Source organism: Asanoa hainanensis, assembly GCF_900188485.1.
GTDB lineage: Bacteria > Actinomycetota > Actinomycetes > Mycobacteriales > Micromonosporaceae > Asanoa > Asanoa hainanensis.
Genome location: NZ_FZPH01000002.1, coordinates 761,449 through 785,422, shown reverse-complemented (window position 1 = coordinate 785,422; position 23,974 = coordinate 761,449). Strand labels below are relative to the sequence as shown.

General features: G+C 70.8%; 26 protein-coding genes. 16 read left to right on the top strand and 10 right to left on the bottom strand.

Annotation, left to right across the window (positions count from 1 at the left end; all coding sequences use genetic code 11):
* Positions 1-10: 10 nt before the first annotated feature.
* From CHC05_RS07560 to CHC05_RS07550, 3 genes are all read left to right on the top strand, one after another.
* Positions 11-1,528, top strand: coding sequence for an ATP-binding protein (locus CHC05_RS07560; RefSeq protein ID WP_425426716.1), 1,518 nt, complete (start codon positions 11-13; stop codon positions 1,526-1,528).
* 166 nt (positions 1,529-1,694) lie between these two features.
* Positions 1,695-2,468 (top strand): dimethylargininase, encoded by a 774-nt coding sequence (ddaH, locus tag CHC05_RS07555; RefSeq protein WP_089246035.1) that lies wholly within the window; start codon positions 1,695-1,697, stop codon positions 2,466-2,468.
* Positions 2,469-2,512: 44 nt separating this feature from the next.
* Entirely contained in the window at positions 2,513-4,555 is a 2,043-nt protein-coding gene (locus tag CHC05_RS07550; RefSeq protein WP_089246206.1) for an MDR family MFS transporter, read from the top strand.
* Between the two features lie 26 nt (positions 4,556-4,581).
* Here CHC05_RS07550 and CHC05_RS07545 read toward each other — a convergent pair whose 3' ends face one another.
* The 7 genes from CHC05_RS07545 to CHC05_RS07515 are packed head-to-tail and all read right to left on the bottom strand — an operon-like array spanning position 4,582 to position 12,290.
* Positions 4,582-5,583, bottom strand: coding sequence for an Lrp/AsnC family transcriptional regulator (locus CHC05_RS07545; protein WP_089246033.1), 1,002 nt, complete (start codon positions 5,581-5,583; stop codon positions 4,582-4,584).
* Positions 5,573-6,418, bottom strand: coding sequence for an alpha/beta fold hydrolase (locus tag CHC05_RS07540; RefSeq protein WP_089246031.1), 846 nt, complete (start codon positions 6,416-6,418; stop codon positions 5,573-5,575). Before CHC05_RS07540 ends, CHC05_RS07545 begins: the two co-directional genes overlap by 11 nt.
* 21 nt (positions 6,419-6,439) lie before the next feature.
* Positions 6,440-7,621, bottom strand: coding sequence for a M24 family metallopeptidase (locus CHC05_RS07535; RefSeq protein WP_089246029.1), 1,182 nt, complete (start codon positions 7,619-7,621; stop codon positions 6,440-6,442).
* A 3-nt stretch (positions 7,622-7,624) separates the two neighbouring features.
* Positions 7,625-8,506 carry an ABC transporter permease gene (locus tag CHC05_RS07530; protein ID WP_089246027.1) on the bottom strand — a complete coding sequence of 294 codons (882 nt, stop codon included), beginning with the start codon at positions 8,504-8,506 and terminating at the stop codon, positions 7,625-7,627.
* Positions 8,503-9,468, bottom strand: a complete 966-nt coding sequence (locus tag CHC05_RS07525) for an ABC transporter permease (protein ID WP_089246025.1) — start codon at positions 9,466-9,468, stop codon at positions 8,503-8,505. Before CHC05_RS07525 ends, CHC05_RS07530 begins: the two co-directional genes overlap by 4 nt.
* 23 nt (positions 9,469-9,491) lie before the next feature.
* A complete protein-coding gene (locus CHC05_RS07520) occupies positions 9,492-11,081 on the bottom strand; it encodes an ABC transporter substrate-binding protein (protein WP_089246023.1) in 1,590 nt (529 codons plus the stop codon).
* On the bottom strand, positions 11,082-12,290 hold the full coding sequence (locus CHC05_RS07515; protein ID WP_089246021.1) for a dipeptidase: 1,209 nt from the start codon (positions 12,288-12,290) through the stop codon (positions 11,082-11,084).
* A 192-nt stretch (positions 12,291-12,482) separates the two neighbouring features.
* Here CHC05_RS07515 and CHC05_RS07510 point away from each other — a divergent pair, with 192 nt between their 5' ends.
* The 9 genes from CHC05_RS07510 to CHC05_RS07470 all read left to right on the top strand — a co-directional run bounded on the left by CHC05_RS07510 (position 12,483) and on the right by CHC05_RS07470 (position 19,737).
* Complete coding sequence (locus CHC05_RS07510; protein WP_089246019.1) at positions 12,483-13,499, top strand: ABC transporter ATP-binding protein; 1,017 nt, start codon at positions 12,483-12,485, stop codon at positions 13,497-13,499.
* The gene (locus tag CHC05_RS07505) at positions 13,480-14,496 is read left to right on the top strand and encodes an ABC transporter ATP-binding protein (RefSeq protein ID WP_089246017.1); all 1,017 of its coding nucleotides are present in this window, start codon (positions 13,480-13,482) and stop codon (positions 14,494-14,496) included. The genes CHC05_RS07510 and CHC05_RS07505 overlap by 20 nt, the downstream gene beginning before the upstream one ends.
* 12 nt (positions 14,497-14,508) lie before the next feature.
* Positions 14,509-15,408: an NAD(P)-dependent oxidoreductase gene (locus CHC05_RS07500; RefSeq protein WP_089246015.1), complete on the top strand. Its 900-nt coding sequence runs from the start codon at positions 14,509-14,511 to the stop codon at positions 15,406-15,408.
* A gap of 10 nt (positions 15,409-15,418) precedes the next feature.
* Entirely contained in the window at positions 15,419-15,850 is a 432-nt protein-coding gene (locus CHC05_RS07495) for a VOC family protein (protein WP_089246013.1), read from the top strand.
* Positions 15,851-15,891: 41 nt separating this feature from the next.
* Positions 15,892-16,659 carry a dioxygenase family protein gene (locus CHC05_RS07490; protein WP_089246011.1) on the top strand — a complete coding sequence of 256 codons (768 nt, stop codon included), beginning with the start codon at positions 15,892-15,894 and terminating at the stop codon, positions 16,657-16,659.
* A 92-nt stretch (positions 16,660-16,751) separates the two neighbouring features.
* The gene (locus tag CHC05_RS07485; RefSeq protein WP_089246009.1) at positions 16,752-17,102 is read left to right on the top strand and encodes a YciI family protein; all 351 of its coding nucleotides are present in this window, start codon (positions 16,752-16,754) and stop codon (positions 17,100-17,102) included.
* A 14-nt stretch (positions 17,103-17,116) separates the two neighbouring features.
* Positions 17,117-18,373: an RNA polymerase sigma factor gene (locus CHC05_RS07480; protein WP_089246007.1), complete on the top strand. Its 1,257-nt coding sequence runs from the start codon at positions 17,117-17,119 to the stop codon at positions 18,371-18,373.
* Complete coding sequence (gene tsaA, locus CHC05_RS07475) at positions 18,366-18,770, top strand: tRNA (N6-threonylcarbamoyladenosine(37)-N6)-methyltransferase TrmO (RefSeq protein WP_089246005.1); 405 nt, start codon at positions 18,366-18,368, stop codon at positions 18,768-18,770. Before CHC05_RS07480 ends, tsaA begins: the two co-directional genes overlap by 8 nt.
* 34 nt (positions 18,771-18,804) lie before the next feature.
* Entirely contained in the window at positions 18,805-19,737 is a 933-nt protein-coding gene (locus CHC05_RS07470) for a zinc-binding dehydrogenase (RefSeq protein ID WP_089246003.1), read from the top strand.
* On the opposite strand, the gene CHC05_RS07465 is transcribed toward CHC05_RS07470, so the two are convergent.
* Positions 19,723-20,493, bottom strand: coding sequence for an SDR family oxidoreductase (locus tag CHC05_RS07465; protein WP_089246001.1), 771 nt, complete (start codon positions 20,491-20,493; stop codon positions 19,723-19,725). The genes CHC05_RS07470 and CHC05_RS07465 overlap by 15 nt on opposite strands.
* A gap of 87 nt (positions 20,494-20,580) precedes the next feature.
* On the opposite strand from CHC05_RS07465, the gene CHC05_RS07460 reads away from it, so the two are divergent.
* From CHC05_RS07460 to CHC05_RS07450, 3 genes are all read left to right on the top strand, one after another.
* Complete coding sequence (locus tag CHC05_RS07460) at positions 20,581-21,279, top strand: hypothetical protein (RefSeq protein ID WP_144022514.1); 699 nt, start codon at positions 20,581-20,583, stop codon at positions 21,277-21,279.
* Between the two features lie 67 nt (positions 21,280-21,346).
* Positions 21,347-21,955, top strand: coding sequence for a tyrosine-protein phosphatase (locus CHC05_RS07455; protein WP_245870691.1), 609 nt, complete (start codon positions 21,347-21,349; stop codon positions 21,953-21,955).
* A 37-nt stretch (positions 21,956-21,992) separates the two neighbouring features.
* The gene (locus CHC05_RS07450; RefSeq protein WP_089245994.1) at positions 21,993-22,466 is read left to right on the top strand and encodes a hypothetical protein; all 474 of its coding nucleotides are present in this window, start codon (positions 21,993-21,995) and stop codon (positions 22,464-22,466) included.
* On the opposite strand, the gene CHC05_RS07445 is transcribed toward CHC05_RS07450, so the two are convergent.
* Both CHC05_RS07445 and CHC05_RS07440 read right to left on the bottom strand, forming a co-directional pair.
* Positions 22,463-23,023: a TetR/AcrR family transcriptional regulator gene (locus CHC05_RS07445; protein ID WP_089245992.1), complete on the bottom strand. Its 561-nt coding sequence runs from the start codon at positions 23,021-23,023 to the stop codon at positions 22,463-22,465. The genes CHC05_RS07450 and CHC05_RS07445 overlap by 4 nt on opposite strands.
* Positions 23,020-23,442 carry an SRPBCC family protein gene (locus CHC05_RS07440; RefSeq protein ID WP_218824473.1) on the bottom strand — a complete coding sequence of 141 codons (423 nt, stop codon included), beginning with the start codon at positions 23,440-23,442 and terminating at the stop codon, positions 23,020-23,022. Before CHC05_RS07440 ends, CHC05_RS07445 begins: the two co-directional genes overlap by 4 nt.
* 44 nt (positions 23,443-23,486) lie before the next feature.
* Between CHC05_RS07440 and rnhA the strand changes: the two genes are divergently transcribed.
* The gene (gene rnhA, locus CHC05_RS07435; protein ID WP_089245989.1) at positions 23,487-23,945 is read left to right on the top strand and encodes a ribonuclease HI; all 459 of its coding nucleotides are present in this window, start codon (positions 23,487-23,489) and stop codon (positions 23,943-23,945) included.
* The last annotated feature ends 29 nt before the right edge of the window (positions 23,946-23,974 follow it).

The following is a 23,974-nucleotide window of genomic DNA, read 5'->3' as shown; positions in this document are numbered from 1 at the left end:
GACCGTCGAGGTGCTCGGTGGGCGACTGGTGATCAACGATGGCCCGGCGATCATCGTCGCGGCACGCGAGACGCGGGTGCGGTTGCTCAGCGGTGGCTACTTCCCGCCGCCGGTGCAAGACGTGCGTTACTGGCTGGACACCGCGCACATCGACGGCGCCGCGATGCATCAGCTGTCCGCCGATGTCAGCGTCCGCGGCGGGCCGAGCGCCCGCACGATGTTCGACGCCGCCATGCTCGGCGCCGCGGCACCGTTGGGCGCGATGCTCGCCCGCAAGTTCGGCAACGACGGCCCGGTGGCCAGCAAGATCGCGCAGGGCGCCGAGGTGATCGGCTCGGTGCCGAGCCGGCTGGTCCGCACCATCTGGCCACCCGACGACTACGGCGAGAAGGTCGACCCACTGGCCGCCGCCAACGCGGCGGGGCTCAAGGCGACCATCACCTACCAGGGCCCGACCGGCAACGGCTCGGGCGGCGGCAACCCGTTCTCGGCCGACGGGCCGCTGCGCGGCGGGCCACGCACGGTCTCGATCCGGGCGAGCGTGCCCAGCGCCGACATGTCGACCGACCTGCTACGCGAGATGACCCTGCTGGTGCTGCGGGTGGTCGGCGAGTTCGTGGGCGGCGACGCGCCACTACGCGGCCGCACCTACGTGATCGGCAAGCGCGAGTCGCAGTCTCCGCCGAGCGGAGACCAGCAATCGGCCGCCGCGCCGGGCCCGACCCGCACCGAGAACGTCACGCTCGACCACGTCGGCGGCCTCGACACGATCGTCGGCCAGTTCCGCGAGATCGCGGTCAGCTTCCGACACCCCGACATCATGGCCCGCTGGGGCGCCCGCCGACCGCAGGGCATCCTGCTCTACGGCCCGCCCGGCACGGGCAAGACCATGCTCGCGCGAGCGCTGGCCAACGAGATCGGCGCGACGTTCCGCGAGATCCGCACACCCGAGATCCTCGACAAGTGGCTCGGCGGCTCCGAACGCAACATCAAAACCATCTTCCAAGAGGCCCGCCGCTACCGGCACCCGACGGTGATGCTCTTCGACGAGTTCGACAGCATCATCAGCTACGCAGGCACGGGCGGCGACGCGGCCAGCCAGGCGGTCAACGCGGTCGCGGGCATCTTCAAGCAGGAAATGAACAACCTGATCGAAGACAACCAGAACGTGATCGTCGTAGCGACCACCAACTTCCCACACCGCGTCGACGACTCCCTGATCCGCTCGGGCCGCTTCGACGTCAAACTCTCGATCCCGCTACCCAACGAGGCAGGCCGAGCCGAGATCTTCAAGATGAAGATCCAAGACCTGACCGAACGCCACGAATACGCGGGCTTCAAGATGTTCGCGGCCGACGTAGACCCAGCCGCCTTGGCCGCGGCCAGCCACGGCTTCAGCGGAGCCGACGTCGGCGAGGTCCTACGCCGAGCCCAACTCGCCAAGGCCATGCAAGAGGCGCGAGGCGGCAAGGGCTCACCCATCACCCAATCGGACCTAATGACCATCACCACCGCATTACGGCACTAGCGGTCGCGCTCAGACCCGACCGCCAACGCCACCGCGTTGCCGCCCTCGGCGGTCGCTCAGACCCGACTGCCAACGCCACCGCGTTGCCGCCCTCGGCGGTCGCGCTCAGACCTGTCCGCTTCACCCGCGCGTTGCGGCATTGGGCAGTCGCGCTCAGAATCGACCAATGATCGCTGGTGGGACGGCGTTGGTTCGGGCGCCTAGTTCGCGGTTGGCCGAGGGCATCGTCACGCACATCCAGCGCACGTCCGTTGACCTTGATCTTGCCCGACGGCAGCACGACGACTACCGGACGGCCCTAGCCGGCGCCGGGTGGTCCGTGGTGGACGTGGCGCCGGCCGACGACTGCCCCGACAGCGTCTTCGTCGAGGACACCCTCGTGGTCTGCGGCGACCTTGCCGTGCTTACCCGGCCCGGTGCCACGGAGCGCCGGCCCGAAATCGCTGGGGCCCGGGCCGCTGCCGAGGCGTTGCTCCTCGACGTCGTCGAGATCGAGGCGCCCGGGATGCTCGACGGGGGTGACGTGCTTCAGGTTGGGGACCGGGTCTATGTCGGCGTTGGTGGGCGGACCAACCAGGCGGGGTTCGAACAGCTCCGTGATCACCTCAAGACCCGTGGGCGGACCACGACCGCGGTTGGGTTGCATGGGGTGCTGCACCTCAAATCCGCCGTTACCGCTCTTCCCGACGGGACCTTGGTCGCTTTGCCCGGGCTGCTCGACATCCAGGCCCTCCCGCAGCTCCTTCCCGTCGAAGAGGAAGCCGGCTGTCACCTCGTGCCGCTCGGCGACGAGCGTGTGCTCATCGCCGCCTCCGCGCCACACACCGCCGACCTCATCCACCAGCTCGGGTTCGCGCCTGTTGTCGTCGACATCAGCGAGTACGAGAAGCTCGAAGGTTGCGTAACCTGCCTCAGCGTCCTGGTGCCGCCCGTACGCTGAAGATCCAGCGGGCGGGCGTACGGGGGTGCGGGCGCGTGGCGGTCATGGCAACGGACGACGACGAGGTGCGCCGACCTGAGCTGTCCCGACGCCAGATCAACGTCATCTACGGCACGGTCGCGCTCGGGCTGTTGCTCGCCGCCATGGACCAAACCGTGGTCGCTACCGCGTTGCCCACGATCGTCGGGGACCTGGGCGGCGCCGATCATTTGTCGTGGGTGGTCACCGCTTACCTGCTGACCCAGACGATCTCCGCCGCGCTCGCCGGGAAGTTCGGCGACCAGTTCGGACGCAAGCGGATCTTCCAGGTCAGCGCGCTGGTCTTCATCCTCGGCTCGTTGCTGTGTGGCGCCGCGCAGAGCCTGATCTGGCTCGTCACCTCGCGGGCCGTGCAGGGCATCGGCGCCGGCGGCCTGCTGGTCACCGCCACCGCGCTCATCGGCGACGTGATCCCGCTGCGCGACCGCGGGCGCTACCAGGGCGGCCTGGGCGCCGTGTTCGGCCTGGCCACCGTCGTCGGTCCGTTGATCGGCGGGCTGTTCACCGACAGCGGGCTCGGCTGGCGCTGGGTGTTCTACATCAACGTGCCGCTGGCCGTCGTGGTGATCCTGGTCGCCGCCCGGACCATTCCGGCGATCACCAGCCGCGGCCGTCCGGTGATCGACTATCTCGGCATCGTGCTGATCGGTGCGGGCGCGGCCGGCCTGACGCTGGCGACGAGCTGGGGCGGCACGGAGTACCCGTGGAGCTCCCCCATCATCATCGTGCTGTTCGCGGTCTCGGCCGGACTGCTGATCGCGTTCGGGTTCGCCGAGCGCCGCGCCAAAGAGCCGGTGCTGCCGATCCGGCTGTTCCAGTCGCGCGTGTTCGTGGTGTCGTCGGCGCTCAGCTTCTTCGTCGGCTTCACGCTGCTCGGCGCGTTCACCTTCCTGCCGACCTATTTACAGTGGGTGCAGGGCGTCTCCGCCACCGTCTCCGGCGTACGCACCCTGCCGCTCGTGTTCGGCCTGCTGGTCACGGCCGTGCTGGCCGGCACCACCGTCAGTCGCACCGGCCGCTACAAGCTGTTCCCGGTCGCCGGCGGCCTGGTCATGGCGCTCGGGCTCTTCCTGATGTCCCGGATGGGCTCCGGCACGTCGGTGCTGATCACGTCCGTCTACATGTTCGTGTTCGGCGTCGGGATCGGGCTCTCCATGCAGATCCTGATCATCATCGTGCAGAACACGGTCGCCTACCGGGACCTCGGCGTGGCCACCTCGGGCGTGACGTTCCTGCGTACGCTGGGCAGCTCGTTCGGCGCGGCGGTGTTCGGCACGATCTTCGCCAACCAGCTCAACCACCACCTCGCCGACGCGCTGCGCCAGACCGGCTTCATCCCACCCAACGTGCTGGGCGTGCCGACCGCGGTGCACAGCCTGCCGCCGGCGCAATCCGGACCGATCATCGAGGCGTACGCGCAGTCGGTGCACAGCCTGTTCCTCTACGCGGTCCCGGTCCCGTTGATCGCCTTCGCGATCGCCCTGTTCCTCAAGGAGGTCCCGCTGCGCGACATGGCCCGGGCCGCCGCGCCGGACCTGGGCGAGGGCTTCGGCATGCCGGAGGCGCAGAGCTCGGACGCCGAGCTCGAGCAGGCGATCTCCCGCGTCTTCCGCAGCGAGGGCCCGGCGGCCGCGCCGAGCGTCCTGGCCGCCTCGGGCACCAAGCTGAGCGCCGCCGACGCCTGGTGCCTGGCCCAGATCCACCTGCGCACCCGGTACGCGGGCCCGATCGACCTCGCCGGCGTCGGACGGGCCTACCAGCTGCCGGGGGCCGTGCTGCGGCCGGCGTTCGCGGCTGCCGCCTGGCGCGGCCTGGTCGCCATCGACGACGACGAGTGCCTGAGCCTGACCGGCCCGGGCGAAGAGGCGTACACCAAGCTCGCCGAAGCCTGGAAGACCTGGCTGTTGACCAAGCTCCCGGAGCGCGACGGCCACCGCCCCACGCGCGCCGACCTGGACACCGCCCTCAGCCACATCGCGACCCGGCTCGCGGACACGGAGACCACCCACCAGGACCCAGCCGCAATCGTCGGCCCACCAGGCCGATAACGCCGCCCAAGACTGCGAGACGGACCCTAGGCGTCCGGGCTGGGGCCGCGCTCGAGACTGTCGCGCCACCAGGGGGTCTCGACGAAACCGCGGCGCAGGACCAGGAGCACGACGCTGGCCGTCCAGCCCTGCACGCCTTCGAGGCGGCCCAGCGTGTTGGTCGTGAAGGCGAACAGGTCCTTGGTGGTCGGCAGTATCAGCTCGCACATCAGCGCGTTGTGGCTGAGCATCGCGGCGACGTACCGGACACCCCGATAGGCCGACAGCGTGCGGGCGACCTCGTCCAGGAACGGCGGGGCGACGGTGATGTTGAGGATCACTTCGGACTCGAAGCCCATCGCCGCCGCCGGGACCAGCGTGGTCACCTGGAGGCAGCCGCGGCCGATCATCGTCTCGAAGCGGCGCCGCACGGTGCTCTCGTTGAGGCCGATGGCGGTCGCGACCGTCCGGAAGCTCGCCCTGCCGTCGTCGCGCATCAGGTCGACGATCTCGTGGTCGACCTCGTCGAGGTGGCCGGGATCGCACTGGTGCGCCTCGCCCGGGGTGTGCGGCGCCTCGTCGGTCAGCAACTGCCGGGCCCAGTCGCTGGACACCTTGAAGACGTGCAGCGTCAGGTCGGTGTCGCAGCGCTGCACGCCGTCGATCGCGAGGATCTCCTCGACGATGCGGGACAGCAGCGACTCCTCCCGGCGCAGGCTGAGCTCGGCGAGGATGTCGTACGGTCCGGTGACCAGGCCGAGGAACCGCAGGTCGGGAAAGCGGACGAGCTCGTTGAGCACCTCGAACTGCGTGCCGGGCGAGCAGGTGATGCGCAGCACGTACAGGTCCGCCGGACCGGGATGGTTGTTGCCGGGAATGGCGGCGACCCGGACGACCCCGTCGCGCAGCAACGCCTGGCCGCGCCGGGCGACGGTCGCGACCGAGCTGCCCGAGAGCTCCGCGATCTCGGTCCAGCTCGCCCGACCGTCGCTCTGCAACGCGGCGATGATGCGCCGGTCGAGCTCGTCGAGGTGACCGCTAGCGGTCATCCGCGCCTACCTCCCGCAGGAAGTCCCGGACCGTCTGGCGCCACAACTCCGCCTCCTCGACCTGTGGGGAGTGGCCGGACTTCTCGAACACGACGAGCCTAGCGTTCGGGATCAGCGAGGTGATGGTCTCGCTGCTCGCCACCGGCGTGATCCAGTCGTCGCGGCCGACGGTCACCAGCGTGGGACAGGTGATCCTATGTAGCTGGTCCTTGATGTCGTAGTTCGGGATGTTGACCGAGAAGGCGAAGTTGTGGGTCTGGTAGCGGTACGGCGTCGCCTCGACCTTCTCGATCACCTTGGCCGGGTCGTAGACGTGGTCGTACAAGGGCAGGATCTCGCGCCAGCAGTCGCGCAGGTCGTCGTCGTCCCACACGACGCCGTCGTTGATCCGGTCGAACTTCGGCACGTCGATGTCGACCCGCGTCGAGGAGAGCGCGTTGGCCCGGGCCGCCTTGTCGTTCTCGTGGTCCGCCGACGTGTCCCGGAGCACCAGCGCCCGCACGCGGGAGGGGTGGCGGATGGCGTACTCCATGGAGATGAATCCCCCGTAGGAGCCACCGGCCATCACGAACGTCTCGACACCGGCCCATTCGCGCAGACCGTCCACGTCGGCCACCCACTGCTCGTGGGTGAAGGGCCCGTTGCCCTCGCTGATCCCGGAGCCGCGGGCGTCGAAGACGATGACCCGGAACGTGTCGGCGAACGGCGCGAAGGTGGCACGCGGTTCGGCCCGGGAGCCGAGGCCCGGCGCGCCGTGGTGGGCGATCAGCACCGGCGCGTCGTCGGCGCCGAAGACCTCGACCTCTAGCTCGTTGTCGTTGATTCTCAGCCGCACGGGATGGTTCCTCTCAGAAGGTCAGACCGGGATGACGATGTCGTCGAAGGCACGGGGGTACGAGGTGAACGGCCGCGCGCCGTCCTCGGTGATCAGCATCGAGTCGGAGATGCGGTAGCCGGCGTGCCCGGGGATGTAGATGCCCGGCTCGTTCGAGACGACCATGCCGGCGGCCAGCGGGGTGTCGTCGCCGTCGGAGAGCCACGGCGCCTCGTGCATGCCGAGACCGATGCCGTGCCCCTGGCGGTGGCGGAGGAACTGGCCGAGCCCGGCGTCCCGGATCACGTCGAGGCAGATCCGGTTGGCCTCGGAGCACGGCACGCCCGGCCGCAGCGCCGCGCCGCCGACCGCCTGCGCCTCGCGCACCGCCTCGTAGTAGCGGCGCTGGTCGGCGCTCGGCTCGCCAAGGATGAAGGTGCGCTCACCTTCGACGAACCGGCCACCGACCGCGCAGCCCAACGAGAGCATGAACGTCTCCCCCGGCCGCAGCCGGTGACCCGACGGCAGCGCGTGCGGGCGGGCACTGTTGGCGCCCGAGTAGACCAGCCCGCCGGCCAGGAACGAGACCACGACGACCTCGGCGTGATCGGCGTACATGGTGGACGTGCCGACCCGCCCGATGTGCGCGGCGATCTCGGCCTCACTCGGCAGCGAGCCCCCGGCGGAAAGAGCCTCCTCGACCAGCGCGCGACCGGCCACCAGCATGAGGTCCGTGATCCGGGCCGCCTCGGCGTGCAGGGCGACCTCCTCGGGCCGCTTGACGTAGCGCGCGTGCATGACGACCTCGGACCGCACCAGCGTCGCGGAGGGGAAAGCGGCCCGGACCTGATCGAGCCGGTCGACGGTGAGGTCGCCGGAATAGCCGAGACGCCGCGCCCGACCCGTCTCCGCCGCCGCACCGAGGTAGTGCAGCGGCGGGCGCAGCCCCGGGAACTCCGGATAGGCGACGACCTCGGCCGCCGCGTGCTGGGCGAGCGCGTACTCCCGCTCCAGCTCCGGCACGAGCAGCAGGGTCGGGCCCTCCTGGGAGAGCAGCACGACGGCCGGCCGCTCGTTGGGGTGGTGGAAGAAGCCGGTCAGGTAGGCGACGTCGTCGGGGTGGTCGGCGATGACCGCGTCGAGTCCCTCCGCCGCGAGGGCGACGCGGAGGTCGTCCTGGAGTGCGGCGTACAAGGCGGCGGGCAACCGTTGGGTGTCCAGCATGGACTAGTCCTCCCGGGCGCGCGGGTTACGCGCGTCGTTGTACGCGATCGAGATCAGGGTCGCCGACACGACGAGAGCGAGCATGGCCAGCGACGGGAACAACGTGGTCCACCAGGCGCTCTGCATCGCACCGGACTGTTGGGCCTCGTAGAGGATCCGGCCCCAGGACCAGCTCGTCGGGTCGCCGAGGCCGAGGAAGGCCAGGCCGGCCGCGGAGAGCACCGCCCGCGACGCGGTGAGCACGACCGAGACGACGATCACGGGCGCGACCGCCGGCAGCAGGTGCTTACGGATGATCCAGATCGAGGAGCCACCGGTGAGCCGGGCCGCGTCCATATAGGGCAGTCGGACCACCGAGAGCGCCTGCGACCGGACGACCCGGGTCACCTCCGGCCAGGAGAAGAACGCGATGACCAGGACGAGGGTGACCAGGCTCGGCCCGGCCAGGGCCGCGACGAGGATCATCAGCGGGAGTACGGGCAGCGACAGGCACAGGTCGACGACGGTGCCGACGATCGAGTCGACCTTCGGGAAGTACGCGCCGAGCACGGCGACGACGACCCCGATCGCGATCGCGAGCGCCGAGGACAGCGCCGCGATCACGATGCTGAGCCGCGCACCCCAGACGACCTCGGCGAAGATGTCGCGGCCGAGGTTGTCGGTGCCGAACCAGTGCGCACCCGACGGCGCCTGGAGCACCTGGTCGCCGTACCCGGTGGGATAGGCGGCGATCAGCGGCGCGCAGGCGGCGACGATCACCAGCAGCACGAGGATGCCGACGGAGATCATGCCGAGCGGGTTGCGCCGGAACGCCGCCCAGGTCGCCCGGGCCGCGGTGACCTGGTCGTTGGTGACGCTGTCCAGGCCGGCGACAGTAGCGGTCATGCCGTCCTCACTCTCGGGTCGAGCACGCCGTACGTCAGGTCGGTCAGCATGTTGGCGATCACGACCGTGACGGCCAGCAGCACGAACGCGCCCTGCAGCACGGGGAAGTCGAGTTGCGTGACCGCCTCGTAGATGCCGCGCCCGATGCCGGGATAGGCGAAGACGGTCTCGGTCAGCACCGCACCGCCGACGAGATAGCCGAGCTGGAGGCCGACCAGTGTGGTGGTCGGCAGCAGGGCGTTGCGCAACGCGTGCTTCCAGACCACCTTGCGGTTGGGCATGCCCTTCGCCCGGGCGAGCACGCAGTAGTCCTCACCGAGGGCGTCGATGAGCGTGGACCGCAACGTCAGCACGTACGAGCCGAGTTGGACGAGCATGAGGCTCAGGCACGGCAGGATCAGATGCTTGAGAACGTCGAGGTACCACGCCGGGCCGTAGACGCCCGGTGAGTAGGAGCCGCCGATCGGCAGCAGGTGGAGCTTCAGGCCGAGGAAGAACAGCAGGAAGATGCCGACGCTCGGCACGAACAGGGACTGCCCGATGACGCCGCCGACCTGGGTGAAGCGGTCGAGGAAGCCGCGGGGCCGGGTCGCGGCCAGCACCCCGAGGGGGATGCCGACCGCGACCGTGACCAACAGCGAGGAGAAGGTGAGCAGCAGCGTCCATGGCAGTCGCTCCATCAGGACGTCGCTGACCGGGACCTGCCGGGCGAACGAGATGCCCAGGTTGCCGTGCAGGAGCTGCCACAGGTACTTGCCGTACTGGACGAGGAGGGGCTCGTCCAGGCCGTACTGGCGCAACAGCTCCAGCCGCGCCTCCGGCGTCATGTTCGGGCTGGCCACCGCGAGCGCGGGGTCACCCGGCAGGAGCCGGAGGAGCAGGAAGGTGACCGTGACCGCGAACCACACGGTCAACAGGGCCCTGCCGAGCCGGCGCGCCGTGAATCGGACAACCTGGGTCATCGTCGTTCTCCGTCAGCTCGCCGTCAGTTCTTCGTCGCGTTCGCCAGCGACTGCGGGTCCACGACGGACAGCAGCTCACTGGGCTTGACGACGAAGCCACTCCACTTGTCGCTGTGCGCGACGTAGAGGTTCTGCATGTACATGACGTTGTCGTAGACGTTGTCCCGGACCATCGTGGCCGCCTGCTGCACGAACTGCTTCTGCGCGGCCTTGTCGGTGGTGCCCTGCGCCTGCGTGATCAGGGAGTTCAGCGCGGGGTCGTCGACCAGCGAGTAGTTGATGGCCCCACCGGGCAGGTAGGTCAACGCCATGTTGGTCGTCGGGTCGTCCATGATCGCGAAGTTGCCGGCGTAGATGTCGTACTCACCCGCGGCGGTCTTGGCCAGGTACGTGTTGCGGTCCATGCCCTGCAGGTTGATGGTGATGCCGGCCTTGGCCGCGTCGTCCTTGACGAGGTTGGCCCACTGCGAGGTCACCGCGTCCTGCAGCGAGTAGATCATCGTCAGCGTCAGCGGCTTGCTCGGGCCGTAGCCGGCCTCGGCGAGCAACTGCTTGGACTTCTCGATGTCGAACGCGTACTCCTGGCTCGACGGGTCGGCGAACTCCTTGAGCACCGGCGGGATCGGGCTGGAGCCGGTCGTGACCGCCTGCCCTTGCAGCACGACCGAGCGGATGGCGTCGTAGTTGACGGCGTGCGAGAGCGCCTGCCGCACCTTGAGGTTCGCCAGAGCCGGGTGCTTCATGTTGTACGTCATGTGCGCGTACCCGAGGCCCGGGATCTCCTGCACCTTGATGCCCGGCGTGTTCTGCAGGTTCTTGACCTGTGCCGGCGGCAGGGCGTTGGCGATGAGGTCGACCTCGTTGTTCTTCAGCGCCAGGATCTCGGTGTTGATATCGGGGTAGACCCGGTAGACGATCTTGCTGACCACCGGCGTGTTGTTGGGGGCGAACGGGTACGGGGTGACCCGCTCGAGCGTGTAGCTCTGGCCCTTGGCGACGCCGGTGAGCTTGTACGGGCCGGCGCTGACCCAGTCCTTGTCGTTGGCGAACTTGGCCACGTTGCCGGACGGCTCGAAGACGTGCTTCGGGACCACGTTCATCCAGAAGCCGACCTCGGTCACCACCGTCGAGTCGGGCCGCTTGAGCTTGAGCTCGACCCGGGTCGGCGACGGTGCCGAGGCCGAGTCCACATTGACCAGCTGGCCGTAGGTCGTGTTGCCGGCCGGCTTGTCACGCAGGATCGAGTTGATGGTGAACGCGACGTCGTCGGCCGTGACCGGCTGGCCGTCGCTCCACTTCATGTCGTCCCGCAGGTTCCAGAACGCCGTCGTCGGGTTGGTGAACCCGTAGTCCTTCGCGAGCAGCGGCGACTTCTGGCCGTCCGCCGAGATCGAGAGCAGCCGGGGGTACATCAAACTGGTGATCCAGTTGTCGGTGCGGCTGTTGCCGACCAGGGGGTTGAAGTTGACCACGTCGGTCGTGGTCGCGATGGTCAGCGTGGTGCCGCTGCCCGCCGCGTCGTCGGCTTTGTCGGGCGCGCTCGGACTGCACGCGGTCACGGCGGAGACCGCCACGACGGCGGCGACCGCTATCAGGGACTGACGAAGGCGCATCTAGACCCAGACCTCCTCCAGGACGCGGATGGTGTTGCCGCCGACGACCTTGCGGATCTCGTCGTCCGAGTAGTCGTGGCTCACCAGCCATCCGATGATGTTGTAAAAGCACTCGGCCGGGTTCTCCAGGCCGTCGACGTACTCCACCTCGGGGAACTCCACGCGACCGTGGGCTTCCTTTGTGGACAGGTTGCTCGCGAAGGCCTTGTGCAGGCCGACGTGGTCACCGAACAGGGTGTCCGGGCCGAACGTGACGTGGTCGATGCCGATCAGGTCGACGCAGTGCGTGAAGTGGTCCATGACCGACTCGAGGCTGTGCCGGGGGTGGGCCGCCGACAGCGTCGTGTGGGGCGCCGCCTCGAGACCGAGCACGCCGCCGCGCTCGGCACACGCCTTGATGACGGCGTCCGGCTTCATCCGGTTGGTCGGCCACACCTCGCGCGAACCGCAGTGCGTGATGAACACCGGCTTCGTCGAGTGCTGGACGGTCTCCAGCGCGGTGCGGTCACCGGAGTGCGAGATGTCGATGGCGAAGCCGAGCTTGTTCATCCGCTCGACGGCCTTCTCGCCGAAGTAGGTCAGGCCACCGTCGCCGCGCTCCTTGAGGCCGCTGCCGAGGTAGTTGGACTCGGAGTAGGCGATGCCGATCTGGCGCACGCCGAAGCCGTAGAGCACGTCGAGCCGGTCGACCTCGTTCTCGATCGGGGTCGCCGCCTCCAGCGCGAAGACGTGCGCCATCCGGCCGGTCTCGTGCGCCCGGTAGATGTCCTTGAGCGTCTCGCCCTTGATGACGAAGTCCTGGTGCGCGATGTCGGCCATCCGCACGCCGAGGTCGAACAGCACGTCCTGGTACTTCCAGCCGGCGTCACTGGAGATGCAGCAGGTGCCGTCCATGCCGTTGTCGAAGACGGCGGTCATGCCGGACCGGGCCAGGCCGCGGTAGCCGGTGGGTTCGCGACCCTGCCGGATGTGCTCGCGCAACTGCCCCATGTCCTGGGGGAAGACCTGCACGTGGTCGTGCAGGGAGATGACGATCTCGTCGGTGAGCAGCCGGACGACCCGCTCGCGCTGGCTGTCGGAGAGCTCGAGGCCCTCGTATGCCGGTACCCGGCTGATCTGCTCGGCGTACTCGAAGACCTTGTAGTCCTTGCCTGGCTCCAGGTAGTCGTAAGCCGTGTATCCGGTGTAACGCTTCGCGCTCTCCAGCATCGAAGCCCTCCCTCTGTGTCGCAGATTTCGTCGCCCGGCACCCGCGATCGGCGAAGCATGCTCGGCGATGCATGGGAGGGTTGCAAAAATCCGGCGCCATAGTCAAGATGCAAAAGAAGAACGGGCGTCGTGGACGCCGAGATGGTGAACTACGGGCAGGAACGTCCGTTTCGTTGCTGGGGAGAACACGCAATGGAATCGTCGACTGACTCCACGTCACGGGCGTTGGAGGTGCGGGGCCTCTCGGTCACGTTCACCACGCGCCGCGGCCCCGTGCCCGCCGTCGTCGACGTCGATCTCGACGTCGCCCGGGGCGAGCTCGTCGCGCTCCTCGGCGAGTCCGGCTCCGGCAAGTCGGCGGCGGCCCGCGCGATCATGGGGCTGTCCGATCGCAACGCGACCGTCACCGCCGACACGCTCAAGCTCGGCGACACCGACCTGCGCACCCTGTCCGAGCAGCGGCACCGCAAGCTGCGCGGCACCCGGATGAGCCTGGTCTTCCAGGACGCGCTGTCCGCGCTGAACCCCGTGCTGTCCATCGGGGACCAGCTCGGCGAGCTGTTCCGCGAGCATCGCGACCTGTCCCGCAAGGCGGCCCGCGCCGCGGCGGTCGACCTGCTCGGCCAGGTGGGCATCCCGGCGCCGGCCCGCCGGATCTCCGACTATCCGCACCAGTTCTCGGGCGGCATGCGCCAGCGCATCCTCATCGCGATGGCGATCGCGCTGCGCCCGGAGCTGATCATCGCCGACGAGCCGACGACGGCCCTCGACGTCACCGTCCAGGCCCAGATCCTCGAACTGCTCGACACCCTGCGCCGCGATCTCGACATGGCCGTCCTGCTGATCACCCACGACCTCGGCGTGGTCAGCGAGGTTGCGGACCGGGTCATGGTCATGTACGCGGGCCGGGTGGTCGAGGCCGGCAGCGCGGACGACCTGCTCAGCCGGCCGGCACACCCGTACACGGAAGCGCTCCTGCGGTCCGTGCCCCGGGCCGACCGCCGCGAGGGCCGGCTGCACGCGATCTCCGGCAGCCCACCCAGCCCGGCCAACCAACCGGCTGGTTGCCCGTTCCATCCCCGCTGCGAGTACGTCGTCGACGACTGCCGCACCACGCGCCCACCGCTTCTGGCGAGCACGGTCAACGCCGCCCGGTTCGCCGCCTGTCACCGTTCCGAGGAGGTCGGCCATGTCGCCGTCGCCGGGTGACCTGGTGCTCGACGCCCAGGACCTGCACAAGACGTTCCACACGGGCCGCTCCGGCCTGCGCCGGGCCCGGGTCAGCGCGGTCGACGGCGTGAGCCTGCACCTGCGGGCCGGCGAGTCGCTCGGCATCGTCGGTGAGTCCGGCTGCGGCAAGTCGACGCTGGCCCGGATGATCGTCGGCCTCGAACGCCCCGACTCGGGCAGCATCACGGTGCACGGCAAAGACGTCACGAAAGTACGCGGCCGGGACCGCCGGCTGCTGCGCTCCGAGGTGCAGATGGTCTTCCAGGACCCGTACACCTCGCTCGATCCCCGGATGACGGTGCTCGAGCTCGTCGGCGAGCCGCTGGTCGTGCACAAGCGGGTCACCGGCACGGCCGCCCGGCGCGACCGGGTCGCCGAGCTGCTCGGCCTGGTCAACCTCGCGCCGGAGCTGATGCACCGCTACCCGCACCAGTTCTCCGGCGGTCAGCGCCAGCGCATCGGCATCGCCCGGGCGCTCGCCCTCGAACCCCGCGTGCTGGTCTGCGACGAGCCGGTCTCCGCCCTCGACATGTCGGTGCAGGCCCAGGTCGTCAACCTGCTGCGCGACCTGCAGGAGCGGATGGGCATCGCGCTGCTGTTCATCGCGCACGACCTGTCGGTCGTCCGGCACGTGGCCGACCGCACCGCCGTCATGTACCTCGGCCGCCTCGCCGAGGTCGGCGACACCGACACCGTGTACGACGAGCCCGGGCACCCGTACACCCAGGCGCTGTTGTCCGCCTCCCCGGTCGTCGACCGCACCCGGCGGCGGCTGTCGAGCCGGATCATGCTCGCCGGCGACCCGCCCAGCCCGAGCGACCCGCCGACCGGCTGCCGCTTCCACACCCGCTGCCGCTTCAGCCAGGAGCGCTGCGTCACCGAGACGCCCGCCCTCCGGGCGCTCGGCGAGACCGACCCACGCACCGTGGCCTGCCATTTCACCGAGGAGGTCCGGCAGGAGGCCCTCGCCCGGTGACAGGATGGGGTGATGAGCGAGTCGACACGGGTGGCGATCATCGGCACGGGCCACATGGGTGGCGCGATGGTGGTGCGGCTGCGCGCCGCCGGCTATCCGGTGACCGTCTGGAACCGCACCCGGGAGCGCGCTGACGCCGTCGCCGCCCGCACCGGCGCGACCGTCGCCGGCACTCCACGGGAGGCCGCCGGCACCTCCGACGTCGTGCTCGTCTCGCTGGCCAACGACGCCGCCGACCTGGCCGCCCACGAAGGGCGCGACGGGATCGTCGCCGGGTTGGGCCGGGGCACGCCGATCGTCGACACGAGCACCATCGACCCGCGCACGACGCTGCGGCTCGCCGAGATGGTGCGCGGCGCCGGCGGGGTGCACGTCGACTGCCCGGTCTCCGGCAGCGGGTCCAGCGTCGAGGCCGGCACGCTCGCGGTGCTCGCCGGCGGCGAGGCCACCGACGTCGACCGGGTCCGGCCCGTCCTCGGCCACCTCGGCAAGGTGTTCCACATCGGGCCGACCGGCACCGGGGCGACCATGAAGGTCGCGATCAACACCCTGCTGATCGCGATCAACCAGGGGCTTTCCGAGGCGTACGTGCTGGCGGAGGCGGCCGGCATCGACCCCGCCACCGCGTACGACGTGTTCCTGGCCGGTGCCACCGGTGCGCCGTACCTGAAGTACAAGCGCGAAGTCTTCGAGCATCCCGACCACGCGGAGGTCGCGTTCTCGCTCGACCTGGTCGACAAGGACGCCGGCCTGGTGCTGGCGTTGGCCGAGCGCACCGGGGTGCCCGTGCCGCAGGCGCAGGCCAACAAGGCCGCGATCGCCGCCGCGCTGGACGACGGCTACGGCGAGCGGGACATCAGCGCGATCGCCAAGCACCTGCGCGAACTGCGGACGAGGTCCAGTCGCGGCTAGCTTTGCCGGCATGACGGTCAAACAGATGCGGCTCGTGGTCGAGGTCGAGGACTACGACGCGGCGGTGGCGTTCTTCCGTGACGCGCTCGGGCTCACCGAGGAGGCGGCGTTCAGCGGCGGCGACGGCGCCCAGGTGATGATCCTGGAGGCCGGTCGGGCCACGTTGGAGCTGGCGAACCCGGCGCACCACCGCTACATCGACGAGGTCGAGGTCGGGCGGCCGGTGGCACCCCGGTTCCGGATCGCGTTCGAGGTCGACGACGCCGCGGCGGACACCGACAAGCTGACGGCGGCCGGGGCCGAGACGGTGGCGCCGCCGACCCAGACGCCGTGGCGGTCGCTCAACTCGCGCCTCGACGCGCCAGGCGATCTGCACGTGACGCTCTTCGAGGAGCTCGACGCACAGCCACCGCACAGCCCGCCGAAAGCAGCGCAGCAGTAAGCCGACGAAGGGTTGAGGCCACCGAACCGAGGAGGCCACCGATGCACCAGCACGACCAGGGACTGTCGCTCGACCTGCCGACGCTGCTGAGCCGTCGGCGGGTCCTCGGGCTGTTCACCGCGGCCGGCGCCGCCGCCGTCGCGGGGTGCGCACCCGGAAAGCAGGCCGAAACCGCGGCCGTGACGGCGACGGGCACCGAGATACCCGAGGAGACCGCCGGGCCGTTCCCCGGTGACGGGTCCAACGGCGTCAACGTCCTCACCGAGAGCGGCATCGTGCGCAGCGACCTCACCCGCAGCTTCGGCACCGCGACGGGCGTCGCCACCGGCGTGCCGTTGACGATCGCGCTGACGGTGGTCGACACGAGCGGCAGCCCACGACCGGGTGCGGCCGTCTACCTCTGGCACTGCGACCAGCAGGGCCGCTACTCGCTCTACTCGAACGGCGTCGAGCAGCAGAACTACCTGCGGGGCGTCCAGGTGGCCGACGCCGCCGGCAAGGTCACCTTCACCAGCGTCTACCCGGCCGCGTACGACGGGCGCTGGCCGCACATCCACTTCGAGGTCTACGCGGACCTGGCCAAGGCCACGAGCGCCGCCGACAAGCTGCGCACCAGCCAGCTCGCCCTGCCCGAGGAGGCCAGCACGAAGGTGTACGCCACCAGCGGCTACGAGCAGAGCGTGCGCAACATGGGCAACACCTCGCTCGAGACGGACATGGTGTTCAGCGACGGTTACTCGCTGCAACTGGGCACCGTCACCGGCGACGTCGAGCAGGGGCTGACGGTCACTCTTTCGGTACCGGTCTAAAAAATTCTCACCGCGATGTCGATTGCGGCGAAGTCGCTCGTCGTCAGGATGAGAGGTGGTCACCGACCACCGCCTGCCAAGGGAGAAACCCCATGCGCTACCTGTTGCTGATCTACAGCGAGGAGAACCGCGGGACGCCGGACCCCGCCGAGGCGGAGAAGGTGATGAACGAGTACTGGGCCTACTCCGAGGCGATCGAGAAGGCCGGCATCGGCAAGGGCGGCGACGCGCTGCAGGAGTCGACGACCGCGACGACCGTGCGGGTCAAGGACGGCCAGCGGTCGGTCACCGACGGCCCCTTCGCCGAGACCCGCGAGGTGCTCGGCGGCTTCTACCTGATCGACGTGCCCGACCTCGACGCCGCGATCGAGTGGGCCGAGCGCTGCCCCGGTTCCAAGTACGGCTCGGTCGAGGTCCGGCCCGTGATGGAGTTCGGCGAATAACCGAGCAGCAGCCGATGGGTACGGGCGCCGCCTCCGTCGAGGCCGTCTTCCGCGAAGAGTGGGGGCGGCTGTTGGCGGGGCTCGTCCGTACCCTCGGCGATCTCGACCTGGCCGAGGAGGTCGCCGCCGACGCCGTCGCCTCCGCCGTGGCCCGCTGGCCCAAGGACGGCGTACCCGACCGCCCTGGCGCCTGGCTCCTCACCGTGGCCCGGCACCGCGCCGTCGACCTGCTGCGCCGCGACAAGGTGTTCGCCGCGAAGCTGGCCCTGCTCCAGGTCGAGGCGGACCGCCGGGACAGCCCGCCGCCGATCGACCCGGTGTGGAGCGACGACGCGCCCGACGAGCGGCTGCGGCTGTTCTTCACCTGCTGCCACCCGGCGCTGGGGCTCGACGCCCAACTCGCGTTGACGCTGACCTGCCTGGCCGGCCTGACCACCCCGGAGGTCGCGCGGGCGTTCCTGGTGCCGCCGGCCACCATGGCGCAGCGCGTGGTGCGCGCCAAACGCAAGATCCGCGAGGCGCGGATCCCGTTCCGGGTGCCCTCCGCGACCGAACTGCCCGACCGGCTGCCGGCGGTGCTGCAGGTGGTCTACCTGATCTTCACCGAGGGGTACGCGGCCACGGGCGGCGACAGGCTGGTCCGCGCCGACCTGACCGACGAGGCGATCCGGCTAGGCCGGATCCTGCACCGGCTGCTGCCCGCCGAGCGCGAGGTGACCGGCCTGCTCGCGCTGATGCTGCTGGTCGACGCGCGCCGACCAGCCCGGGTCGACGCTTCCGGCCGGCTCGTGTTGCTCGAGGACCAGGACCGCTCGCTGTGGACGGTCGACGCCATCACCGAGGGCCGACGGCTGGTCGTCGAGGCGTTGACGGGCGGGCCACCCGGCGCGTACGCGCTGCAGGCCGCGATCGCCGCCGTGCACGACGACGCCGCGTCCGTCGCGACCACCGACTGGCCGCAGGTGGTCGCCCTCTACGACGTGCTCCGCACGGTGGCGCCGTCGCCGCTGGTCGAGCTCAACCGCGCGGTGGCCGTGGCCATGGTGGACGGTCCCGAGGCCGGGCTGGCGCTGCTCGACTCGCTTGCCGCGGACCGGCACCTGGCCTCTTACCATCTGCTGCCGGCCGCCCGCGCCGACCTGTTGCGGCGGTTGGGCCGCACCGCCGAGGCAGGCGAGGCTTATCGCGCCGCGCTGGCGTTGGTCGGCAACGAACCGGAGCGTGAGTACCTGGCCCGGCGCCTCGCGTCCCTAGGATCGCCAGATGTATGAGATTTCGCCCATCGGGTTCGTCTCCTCCCCACTCACCGACGCTGCGACCGCGCCGAAGCAGGGCGACGAGGGCGCGCCGGACGCCTGGCTGCGCTTCGACCCGGCGGTCGCTGACGCGCTCTCAGATCTCGCGCCCGGCCAGGAGGTGTTGCTGCTCACCTGGTTCGACCGGGCCGACCGAGCGGTGCTGCGGGTGCGCCCGCGCGGCGCCGTCGACCGGCCGTTGACCGGCGTCTTCAGCACCCGCTCCCCCGACCGCCCCAACCCGATCGGCCTGCACCGGGTCACCGTGCTCGAAATCGACGGCCTCAACGTCAAGGTCGACAACCTGGAGGCGCTCGACGGTACGCCGATCGTCGACGTCAAGCCGGTCGTCGGCGGTGTGGCGGAGCGTTGACCTCAACGTGGGTTGAGGTGTGATCCTTCGTCGCATGCGAGTCGTGTGGTTGACGCAGTTCGGCGACCCATCCGTGCTGATTCCCGGTGAAGCACCGGACCCATCCCCCGCCGCGGGCCAGGCGCTGGTTGACGTGGCCTACGCCAACATCACCTTCGTCGAGACGATGTTCCGGGCGAAGGGCTTCGGCCCCTTCAAGGGCGAGTTCCCGATGGTGCCCGGCAACGGGGTCGGCGGAGTGGTCGCCGCGGTCGGCACCGGGGTGGACCCCGCGCTGGTCGGCACGCGGGTGGTCACCTCGACCGGCGGCTCCGGCGGCTACGCGTCGCAGGTGGTGGTCGACGCGGCCGGCCTCGTGCCTGTGCCCGACGGACTCGGCCTGGATACCGCGGTGGCCCTGCTCGCCGACGGCCGCACCGCTCTGCTGCTGCTGCGCGGGGCGGCGCCGAAGCCCGGCGAGCGAGTGCTGGTCGAGGCCGCCGCGGGCGGGGTCGGCACGCTGCTGGTCCAGCTCGCGAAGGCGGCCGGCGCTGTGGTCACGGGGGCCGCCAGCGCGGGCAAGTTGGCGCACGTAGGTGCTGATCTCGCCGTCGACTACACCGCGCCCGGCTGGGCGAGCGGCATCGGCCCGCTGGACGTCGTGTTCGACGGCGTCGGCGGCGACGTCGCCCGGGCGGCCTTCGAACAGCTCGCGCCCGGCGGCCGGATGCTCAGCTACGGCCTGTCCAGCGGCGCCTGGTCCGACGTCACCGACGACGAGGCCACCGCGCGCGGCGTGACGCTGATCCGCGGCGCCACGGGCACGCCCGACGAGCTGCGCGCCCTGTCCGCGGAGGCGCTCCGGCTCGCCGCGGACGGCCGGCTCCGCCCGGTGATCGGACAGCGCTTCCCCCTGGAGCGCGCCGCCGACGCCCACGCGGCGATCGAGGCGCGCTCCACGATCGGCAAGACGCTACTGGTCCTTTAACCACTCCCCGAAGGTCGGACCGCGCAGGACGGCACCGGGTCCGGGTAGCTGGCCCGAGCCGCGCATCTCCCGGCCCGCCTTGCCGGGCACCCACAGCGGCACCACCGTGCGGCCCAGGCCGCGGTGCCGCGCGAACTGCCGGGCCAGGTCGGGCAACCACTCCACCCGCGGTCCGCCGATGTCCGGGACCCGGCCGCGCGGGCCGTCCTCGACCACCTCGGCCAGGGCAGCACCGACCTCGGCGGCCGCGATCGGCTGGGTCCGCATCTGCGGCACGAACGCGAAGCGCCCGACCGCCAGCTGACCCATCACCTGGCCCGCGAACTCGTGGAACTGCGTCGCCCGCAGGACAGTGGCCGGCACCGGGCCGCCGAGCACCGCCTCCTCCTGGGCCAGCTTGCCGCTGAAGTAGCCGTTGGGCACCCGGTCGATGCCCACGATGCTCAGCACCACGTGGTGCTTGACCCCGGCCGCCTCGGCGCGCCGCCCGAGCAGCGTGGTGGTGTCGGTGAAGTAGCGAACCGCCGCCGCGCGGGACATGGTCGCGACGTTGGCGCAGTCGACCACGCAGTCGACGCCGGCCAACGCCCGGTCGAGCCCCGCGCCCGTGGTGAGGTCACCCTGGAACGCCTCGGTCCCGGCCGGGCCGGCCGTGCCACCACGGCTGAGCACCGCGACCTGGTGGCCACGCTGGAACAACGCGCCCGCGGTGGGTCGCCCGACCACACCCGAGCCTCCGATGACTAGTACTCGCATGCCCTCACGACGAGGCGGCCACCGGGAAACGTGACAGCGGGAACCGGCAGGCGGGTGTGCGGCTCGTCACCACCGGAGGTGGCGAACATGTCGAACACTTTGCGCGCCCTCGCGGCAACCACGGCGGCCCTGCTCGCGGCGACGGTCGCCGCGATCGCCGCGCCTGGCCCGGCCCACGCCGGTGGCTGGGCGGCGACCGTCCTCGAGCCCATGCCCGGGCAGCTTCAGGCGCACCAGACGTACACCGTGGGCACGTGGGTGCTCCAGCACGGCTTCCACCCGTACGACGGCGAGCTCAGCGAGGTCGCCCTGCAACTGGTCGACAGCAAGGGCACGGCCACGAAGTTCGCGGCCGTGAAGCTCAAGGAGCCGGCGCACTACGCGGTCTCGCTCGTGCTGCCGCACGACGGCCCGTTCACCGTCGTCGGGATCCAGGGCTGGTTCGCACCGTACGAGGTGGGCACGATCAGTGCGAAGGGCGGCCTCCAGCAGCTACCGACGGTGGTCGCGCCGACGAAGGAACAGCTGGCGGAATACTGGCCCGGCGCGGTCAGGCCGCCGGTCCTGCCGGTCGACCAGCAGCGCGACCCGTTCACCGCGGCCGCGCCCGCGGCGGCCGTCGACGACCCACCGGCTGCGGTCGAGGCGCAACCGGTTGCCAACACCGCGCCGTCCGGACCACAGCCGTGGCTGCTGGTGCTGGCCGCCGTCGCGGCGCTGTTCGTCGTCGGCACCGTCCTGTTCGGGCGGTGGCGGATCCGCGTCACGCGGCGCAGCACCGCGTAAAACGGATCGCCGCTGGTCGCTTCCGTGGGGGATCATGATCCGTATCCCCCACGGAAGGAGCCCGACGGTGATCCTGGACTGGCCGGACTGCACGAACGTTCGTGATCTCGGTGGCCTCGCCACCACCGACGGCCGGCGCATCCGGTCCGAGGCGCTGTTGCGCTCCGACGGCCACCACAAACTGACCGCCGACACGGTCGCGGCCATCCGGGCCGGCGGCGTACGGCGGATCGTCGACCTGCGCTGGGCTCGCGAGAACACCAAGTGGCCGAGCCCGTTCGGCGGCGACCCGCGCTACGTCAACGCCCCACTGATCGGCGACGGTGACTACGAGATCCTGCCCGACACGTACGCGGCCCTGCTCGACCACAACCGGCCCCAGATCGGCGCCGCGTTCCGGGCGGTGGCCGAGGCGCCGCCGGGCGGCGTCGTGGTGCACTGCCACGCGGGCGCGGACCGCACGGGCGTGCTCGTCGCCCTCCTGCTGCTGGTCGCCGGCGTGGCCGAGGACGACATCGCCGACGACTACGCGCTGACCGACGGCGTTCACCGCGAAGCCATGGTCAACACCCTCGACCACCTGCGGCAGACCTACGGCGATGTGGCGAAGTACCTGGCCGACTGCGGCGTCGACGGCGCCGTGCTCGCGGCGGCCCGGTCGCGCCTCGTGGAGTAGGCCCGCCGCGCCGCGCCGGCAGGCTAGCCTGAAGCGCATGGAGACGGCCGCCCTGACCAGTGCGTTCCTGGCCGGTGTCGCCGCCGGTGGGCGCAGCATGACCGGCCTCGCGACGATCGCGCTGACCACGCGCCCGGGCACGTCGTCGATGTGGCTCGACCGCGCGGCCAGCGCTCCCGGCCGGGTCCTGCTGACCACCGGCGCGGCCGCCGAGCTCGTCGGCGACAAGCTGCCCAGCACCCCGAGCCGCCTGATGCCGCGGGGGCTGGCCATCCGGATCGCCACCGGTGCGCTCGGCGGGGCGGCGCTGGCGCAGCGGACCCGCGGCAACCCCGCACTCGGTGCGCTGTGCGGCGGCGTGGGCGCGGTGGCCGGCAGCTACGCGGGCGCGTACTGGCGGCGCTGGGCCGGCACCGAGCAGGTCACGGCGCTCGTGGCCGCGGTCGCCGAGGACCTGCTCACCGCGGCCGTCGCGGTCACCGCCGCCGCCCTGGCACCGCAGTCCCGCTAGTCACGCAGGTCGGCTCGGGCCAGCTCGCCGAAGAGGGTCATCGCCGCGTCCACTTCGGCGTGGTCGCCGCTCATCAGCAGGTCGAGCCCGAGGCCTCGGGTCACCGCGAGCCCGAGCCGGGCGTGCGCCCGTGCCCGGTCGCCCGCGACCCCCGCCCGCTCGAACAGCGCCATCAGCGGCTCCTCCCAGGCGCGGATCACCGACTCGCGGAAGGCCGCCGTCCACTCCCGGCCGTACAGCGCCTGCACGTAGATCTCGAAGAACAGCCGCTGCGCGGGCAGCACCTCCGGGCTGGTCAGGTGGGCCCAGAAGGCCGCGGACGCCGTGAAGATGTCGGCGTCGCCCGTGACCAGGTCGGCGAGCAGGGCCCGCTGCTCCGCCTCCATCCGGCCGACCACCTCGGCCAGCAGCCCGTCCCGGGAGCCGAAGTGGTAGATCAGCATCCGGTGGCTGGTGCCGGCCTCGGCGGCGATCTCGCGCAGGCTGAGGTGGCTGAACCCGTGCCGGCGGACGACCTCGAAGCAGCGGTCGAGCAGTGCCTCGCGGGCGGCGCTCACGCGGCCTCGCTCGCCGCCTTCAGGCCGGCCGCCTCCAGCTCCAGATAGCGCCGGTTCCGCCGGCCGAGGAACAGGTTGAGCAGTCCGGCCAATGGGCCGGTCTGGTGCAGCTCCAGCGTGATGCGGGTCGAGCCGTCCGGGTTGGCGTCGATCAGGTGACGGCCGACCGTGCGTACCCCCGGCGAGTGGTTCGTCCAGGAGAACTCCGTCTCGTCGGCGAACGTGGTGACCTCCCAGACCAGGGGCGCCATGCCCGGCTGCTTGATCCGGGCCCGGCTGCCGAGGCGCAGCGGGCCGTCGTCGAGGCGCTCGACCGAGGTCATCGACCGCGTCCAGCGTGGCCAGTCGGTCACGTCGCGCAACACCGCCCAGGTCGCGGCCTGGGACGCCCGCGCCTCGGTGCTCGTCGTCAGCATCATGTACCAGATGGTACAACCGGATCGACATCGCGTAGGGTGCCGGAATGACCGTGGACATCTGGACTGACGGCGCGTGCAGCGGCAACCCCGGGCCGGGCGGCTGGGGAGCGCTGCTGCGCTACGGCACGGTCGAGAAGGAGATGTGCGGCGGCGAGGCGACGGCGACCACCAACAACCGCATGGAGCTCATGGCGCCGATCAGCGCGCTGGAGGGGCTGACCCGGCCGTCGGTGGTCCGGCTGCACACCGACAGCGTCTACGTGCGCGACGGCATCACGAAGTGGCTGCCGAAGTGGAAGGCCAACGGCTGGCAGACCTCGGCGCGTACGCCGGTGAAGAACGTCGACCTGTGGCAGCGCCTCGAAGCCGCGCTGGAGCCGCACGAGGTGAGCTGGTTCTGGGTCAAGGGCCACTCGGGCCACCCGGAGAACGAGCGCGCCGACGGCCTGGCCAACCGCGGCCTGCGCGAGGCCCGCGACGGCGCCGCCAGCCGGCCCGCCTGACGAAGACGGGACCGGCCGGCGGCCGGGGT

Excerpts from the sequence above, each read along its gene's own strand:
- ddaH (WP_089246035.1), top strand. The coding sequence starts at position 1,695 with ATGATCGCTGGTGGGACGGCGTTGGTTCGGGCGCCTAGTTCGCGGTTG.
- CHC05_RS07550 (WP_089246206.1), top strand. The coding sequence starts at position 2,513 with ATGGCAACGGACGACGACGAGGTGCGCCGACCTGAGCTGTCCCGACGC.
- CHC05_RS07545 (WP_089246033.1), bottom strand. The coding sequence starts at position 5,583 with ATGACCGCTAGCGGTCACCTCGACGAGCTCGACCGGCGCATCATCGCC.
- CHC05_RS07535 (WP_089246029.1), bottom strand. The coding sequence starts at position 7,621 with ATGCTGGACACCCAACGGTTGCCCGCCGCCTTGTACGCCGCACTCCAG.
- CHC05_RS07530 (WP_089246027.1), bottom strand. The coding sequence starts at position 8,506 with ATGACCGCTACTGTCGCCGGCCTGGACAGCGTCACCAACGACCAGGTC.
- CHC05_RS07525 (WP_089246025.1), bottom strand. The coding sequence starts at position 9,468 with ATGACCCAGGTTGTCCGATTCACGGCGCGCCGGCTCGGCAGGGCCCTG.
- CHC05_RS07520 (WP_089246023.1), bottom strand. The coding sequence starts at position 11,081 with ATGCGCCTTCGTCAGTCCCTGATAGCGGTCGCCGCCGTCGTGGCGGTC.
- CHC05_RS07515 (WP_089246021.1), bottom strand. The coding sequence starts at position 12,290 with ATGCTGGAGAGCGCGAAGCGTTACACCGGATACACGGCTTACGACTAC.
- CHC05_RS07510 (WP_089246019.1), top strand. The coding sequence starts at position 12,483 with ATGGAATCGTCGACTGACTCCACGTCACGGGCGTTGGAGGTGCGGGGC.
- CHC05_RS07505 (WP_089246017.1), top strand. The coding sequence starts at position 13,480 with ATGTCGCCGTCGCCGGGTGACCTGGTGCTCGACGCCCAGGACCTGCAC.
- CHC05_RS07500 (WP_089246015.1), top strand. The coding sequence starts at position 14,509 with ATGAGCGAGTCGACACGGGTGGCGATCATCGGCACGGGCCACATGGGT.
- CHC05_RS07495 (WP_089246013.1), top strand. The coding sequence starts at position 15,419 with ATGACGGTCAAACAGATGCGGCTCGTGGTCGAGGTCGAGGACTACGAC.
- CHC05_RS07490 (WP_089246011.1), top strand. The coding sequence starts at position 15,892 with ATGCACCAGCACGACCAGGGACTGTCGCTCGACCTGCCGACGCTGCTG.
- CHC05_RS07485 (WP_089246009.1), top strand. The coding sequence starts at position 16,752 with ATGCGCTACCTGTTGCTGATCTACAGCGAGGAGAACCGCGGGACGCCG.
- CHC05_RS07480 (WP_089246007.1), top strand. The coding sequence starts at position 17,117 with ATGGGTACGGGCGCCGCCTCCGTCGAGGCCGTCTTCCGCGAAGAGTGG.
- tsaA (WP_089246005.1), top strand. The coding sequence starts at position 18,366 with ATGTATGAGATTTCGCCCATCGGGTTCGTCTCCTCCCCACTCACCGAC.
- CHC05_RS07470 (WP_089246003.1), top strand. The coding sequence starts at position 18,805 with ATGCGAGTCGTGTGGTTGACGCAGTTCGGCGACCCATCCGTGCTGATT.
- CHC05_RS07465 (WP_089246001.1), bottom strand. The coding sequence starts at position 20,493 with ATGCGAGTACTAGTCATCGGAGGCTCGGGTGTGGTCGGGCGACCCACC.
- CHC05_RS07460 (WP_144022514.1), top strand. The coding sequence starts at position 20,581 with ATGTCGAACACTTTGCGCGCCCTCGCGGCAACCACGGCGGCCCTGCTC.
- CHC05_RS07450 (WP_089245994.1), top strand. The coding sequence starts at position 21,993 with ATGGAGACGGCCGCCCTGACCAGTGCGTTCCTGGCCGGTGTCGCCGCC.
- CHC05_RS07440 (WP_218824473.1), bottom strand. The coding sequence starts at position 23,442 with ATGATGCTGACGACGAGCACCGAGGCGCGGGCGTCCCAGGCCGCGACC.
- rnhA (WP_089245989.1), top strand. The coding sequence starts at position 23,487 with ATGACCGTGGACATCTGGACTGACGGCGCGTGCAGCGGCAACCCCGGG.